This window comes from Scytonema sp. HK-05 (assembly GCF_963872035.1).
GTDB lineage: Bacteria > Cyanobacteriota > Cyanobacteriia > Cyanobacteriales > Nostocaceae > Kalymmatonema.
Map to the genome: position 1 here is coordinate 1 of NZ_CAWMYC010000071.1, position 4,742 is coordinate 4,742.

Genomic DNA, 4,742 nt, shown 5'->3' on the forward strand with positions numbered 1-4,742 from the left:
ATCTGCTGTTGCTTGCTAATGTTTGCTAATACTTTCAGCAACTTATTTCAATACCAATTTTGCTGGTTGAGCAGCATCCGGAGGAGAGCTTTCTAACTTCAATCCTGCAATATCTTCAGCTAATTCATCCGGATTAACTGGTCGCCAGAAAACCACCTGAGCTGTGAAAAACTCTTTCGCAGCCAACAAAGGAAAATCCAAGCGAAGCTTTGCATCAGGCATTTCGGCAGTGTTTCTGGCAATTCCCAAAGCATCAGCTACCACATGGGCGCAGGTAAGGATGTATTGTTGGGACACCAAGAAGCCAGCACCAACCACTTTGCCACTGTTTGAGTAAATCCTGACAACTGATGACTCAAGCAGTGTGGTCATCCTGTGACTCCCGTTTCCACTTCAGCGTAATTTCGTAGTTGACCTCGCCATTACCAGAAGCAATCACTGCCCCAAGTTCTGCACTAATTTTAATGCCAAACTTGACTTCCACTTCGTCCGCTGGCTCTTTGATATTACGCACCTTGGTCAGAATCACATTAGCTACAGGTCTTATCTTATCCAAGGCAGACTCAAAAGTCTGATGAGCCTTGTCAACAATCTGATCCCGTAAACCAATGCGATCGTCAATGACTGCTGGCTCATCTACTTCTACAAGAATCGATTCGCCGCTTTCCAGAGGAAATTCAACTATGCGCTTCACACGCTCACCTCTATGCAAAATTTTTTCAAAAAATGGGTTGACTGTAGCCGTAATATCAGGTTCGGTTGATTACTTATCATTCCTCAAGAACCCCACCCCGCAATCATCTGCGCTTAGGCTCCCCTCCCCGCGAGCTCGGGGAGGGGATAAAGGGGAGCCAGCGCTGCAGGAGGGTTTCCCTCCGCAGGCGACTGGCGTGTGGGGTTTAGTCAACGTGGGAATTATAACTAATTAGCCGAACATGATATAAGCTGCAAATTTACTTTATATCAAGTACTCATAGCCACATTGCTATCCTTCTAGAGAACTGTCAACTCGCCTTTGCATTATCCTAGGCAACAATTAACTCAACAAAGCAATGGTTTTCTATTAACTTTTTTAAATTGTTATGACTACTTGGTCAATTATACTATTATAACTAGATTTTTATTTTAAAATTTATACTAAAGTTTGTAGTGCTACTTGCGTAGGCTAGTAGTCTTGCGACAAATTATGCAATTTTCGCGCTTCCGCAGTCATGCACTGTGATATATCTATGACTTACCGCTGCTAATCGTACTCAACAGCTACAAAAATCGTAACCTTTATCCCCTGTGTCTTGTTCTAAAATTCTACGAGCCATGATTGAATTAGCTTGTCATTATTTCTGGCAAACAGGAGCAGCATTGAACCTCTAAAAAAATAAAGACTAAGTTGAGAAAATTTTAGAGTAAAAAATGTTTCCTCCGTAGGAAGTCAACCTAAGTAAAAAATGACAAAAATAATACAAGTCTAGCTTTGTATACACTCATCTAGTTTTACTGCATCTCTTCTATGCTGTATGTCTAAATCTTCTAACTCTGATAAGATTCTGGTTGTAGATGATTCTCCTGATAATGTATTCCTGATTAAAACCATTTTGGAGGAAGAAGGCTACACAGTTAGCACGGCAGAAAATGGTGCTTCAGCATTGGCACAGATTGAAACATCGGCTTGTGACTTAGTCTTGCTGGATCTGATGATGCCGGGTATAGATGGTTATGAAGTTACCAAGCGCGTTCGGCAAAATACGGCATTGCCATTTATCCCAATTTTGCTAATTACCGCCCATGACTCACCCAACGTTGCTCAAGGATTAGACTTGGGTGCTGACGATTTTATCCGCAAACCTGTCACAGTAGATGAATTGCTGGCGCGGGTGCGATCGCTCCTCCGTCTCAAGCACAGTATAGATGAACGCGATGAAATCGCCCTCCAACGCCAAGATTTTGTCTCTCGCCTCACCCACGACTTACGCACACCCCTAGTCGCAGCGGATCGGATGCTGTTACTGTTTCAGGAGGGTGCTTTGGGAAATCTGTCAGATCAAATGCAGGAAGTCATAGAGATTATGGCTCGCAGTAACAGCAACCTGCTGGCTATGGTAAATACCTTGCTAGAAGTTTATCGCTTTGAAGCAGGTCGTAAAACTCTGGCGTTTCAACCTGTTAATGTCAGCCAGTTACTAGAAGAAGTCTCTGAAGAATTAAGTCCTTTAGCAGCACAAAAGGAACTTGCAGTCAATCTGGATTTGGGTGAAGATTCAGGGATTAGTAAAGTGATGGGCGATCGCCTAGAACTGCATCGGCTATTCACCAACCTTATAGGCAATGCTATCAAGTTTACCGATACCGGGTCAGTGACTATCCGCATCACCCCAGCGACTGCTTCAGATGAATATATTACCGTTGAAGTAGCAGATACAGGTCCAGGTATTCCTCCTGAAGAACAAGCAACTTTATTTGAACGATTTCGCCAAGGAAGTCACAAGAGTTCTGGTAGTGGGTTAGGGCTGTACCTTTCTCGTCGAATTGTCGAAGCACATCAAGGGACTATTCTTATGAATTCAGAAGTCGGCAAAGGGAGTGTCTTCACAGTACGTTTGCCCATCAAACAGTAATCATTATCGGTTATTCGAGATTAGTTATAAATAAGATATAGGCAAACAGCCCACCGTGACCAAAACAGTGCTAAGTACTAGACTTCTTGCAAAAGTATGATTAATGGATTATTTCAAACCACAGATGGACACAGATGCACACAGATAATTAACGAGTGTTAATCTGTGTGCATCTGTGGTTTCATTTTCATCCAATTGACTTTTGTAAGAAGTTTAGTGAGTACCGAGTATTGAATGAGATAAAGGAAACTAGGGGAAATTCACATCTTTCACCAAGCTTTAAAACCCTTATTTTCTGCCCCCTCCTCGCTTGCGGGGAGGGGGTTGGGGGGTGGGGTGCATTCCGGTGAGGAAAATTTACTCAGTATTCATACCTTAGAACTTAGGACTTAACTGCTTAAGGGTGGGTTAATTTTAGCTATCAAGGACAAAAAGATGATTGCTCAAGAATTATCAATTGCCGATATCATCCGCAAACAACGTGATTTTTTTAATACTAATCAGACAAAAGACGTTAATTTTCGACTTGAACAACTGAAAACTCTAAAACAAGCAGTTACTGAGAATAAAGAAGCGATTATCAACGCACTAAAAGCGGATTTAAATAAACCAGAATTTGAGAGTTATGCTACAGAAATTGGAACAATCCAAGAAATTGACTCTGCTATCAAACATATCAAAACTTGGACTAAACCTCAGAAAGCACCAGTTTCCCTGCAAGTATTTCCCGCTTCTGCAAAAATTTATCCTGAACCGCTAGGAGTCGTTTTAATTATTGGTACTTGGAATTATCCATTTCAATTAATTATCTCGCCATTGGTAGGTGCTATTGCCGCAGGCAACTGTGCAATTCTCAAACCTTCAGAACTTGCACCCCACACCTCTCGTCTTTTAAGTCAGATGATGGAAAAATATTTCGACCCGGCTTATATTGCTGTGGTAGAAGGAGGTGTGCAAACAAGTCAACAACTCCTAGCAGAAAAGTTTGACCACATCTTTTTTACTGGTGGTACAGCTGTAGGCAAAATAGTCATGGAAGCAGCGGCAAAACACTTGACACCCGTTACTTTGGAACTGGGCGGCAAAAGCCCTTGCATTGTAGATTCTGACATCAATATCGAACACACTTCCAGACGCATTACTTGGGGAAAGTTTCTCAACGCTGGACAAACTTGTATCGCACCTGACTATCTTTTAGTTGATAAAAAAATCAAAGAAAATTTGTTAGATGAAATTCAAAAACGCCTGCAAGAATTTTATGGAGATAATCCTGCCAACAGTTCTGATTATGCTAGGATTATCCATCAAAAACATTTTGACAGGTTAGTTAGCCTCTTGAAAGATGGCGAAATTCGCATTGGGGGAGAAACTAATCCTTCGGAACTTTATATTGCTCCCACAGTTCTTGATAATGTTTCCTTGAGAGACTCCGTAATGCAGGAAGAAATTTTTGGTCCGATTCTTCCTGTCATTGAATATACCGATATAACAGAAGCCATTGACTTAATTAACTCTAAATCAAAACCCTTGGCTTTGTACTTATTTTCTAATAACAAAAACCTGCAACAACGAGTCTTGCAGGAAACCTCATCTGGTGGAGTTTGTATTAACGACACAGTGATGCACGTTGCTGTTTCATCGTTACCATTCGGCGGCGTGGGTGATAGCGGAATTGGTAAGTATCACGGTAAATTCAGCTTTGACACCTTTTCCCATTACAAAAGTGTGTTGCACAAATCTTTTCTGCTGGACTTCAAATTGTTATACCCTCCCTATAAAGACAAGTTATCTACACTGAAGCGACTTATTGGTTAACAGTTAGGAGTATGCGTGGAGAGTCAAGAATCAAAATTGATATAGCAATCCTAAATCATTCGTAAAATTCTCTCTTCCTCTTTTCTTGGCGCTCTTGGCGACGCCAGTCGCCTGCTGTCGGGAAACCCTCCTGCAGCGCTGGCTCGTCTTGGCGGTTGATAATTTTTACCTATCAAATAGGACTGCTATAATTCATAACTTCTAATTAATAGACTTCTTGCAAAAGTATGATTAATAGATATTTAAAACCGCAGATGGACGCAGATAAACGCAGATAAATTATCTGTGTCCATCTGTGTCCATCTGTGGTTTTTT

The 4,742-nt window shown here is 41.4% G+C and carries 4 protein-coding genes; 2 read left to right on the forward strand and 2 right to left on the reverse strand.

Translation table 11 applies throughout. From position 1 onward, the window contains the following. Nucleotides 1-42 precede the first annotated feature (42 nt). Nucleotides 43-372: a trypsin-like serine protease gene (locus tag AACT52_RS10310; protein ID WP_073636611.1), complete on the reverse strand. Its 330-nt coding sequence runs from the start codon at nucleotides 370-372 to the stop codon at nucleotides 43-45. Beyond that, complete coding sequence (locus AACT52_RS10315) at nucleotides 356-694, reverse strand: CU044_2847 family protein (protein WP_026082537.1); 339 nt, start codon at nucleotides 692-694, stop codon at nucleotides 356-358. The genes AACT52_RS10310 and AACT52_RS10315 overlap by 17 nt, the downstream gene beginning before the upstream one ends. 820 nt (nucleotides 695-1,514) lie before the next feature. Between AACT52_RS10315 and AACT52_RS10320 the strand changes: the two genes are divergently transcribed. Together AACT52_RS10320 and AACT52_RS10325 are read left to right on the forward strand one after the other, a co-directional pair. Beyond that, nucleotides 1,515-2,612 carry a sensor histidine kinase gene (locus AACT52_RS10320; RefSeq protein ID WP_073636613.1) on the forward strand — a complete coding sequence of 366 codons (1,098 nt, stop codon included), beginning with the start codon at nucleotides 1,515-1,517 and terminating at the stop codon, nucleotides 2,610-2,612. Nucleotides 2,613-3,047: 435 nt separating this feature from the next. Continuing rightward, nucleotides 3,048-4,427 (forward strand): aldehyde dehydrogenase, encoded by a 1,380-nt coding sequence (locus tag AACT52_RS10325; RefSeq protein WP_073636614.1) that lies wholly within the window; start codon nucleotides 3,048-3,050, stop codon nucleotides 4,425-4,427. Nucleotides 4,428-4,742 lie beyond the last annotated feature (315 nt).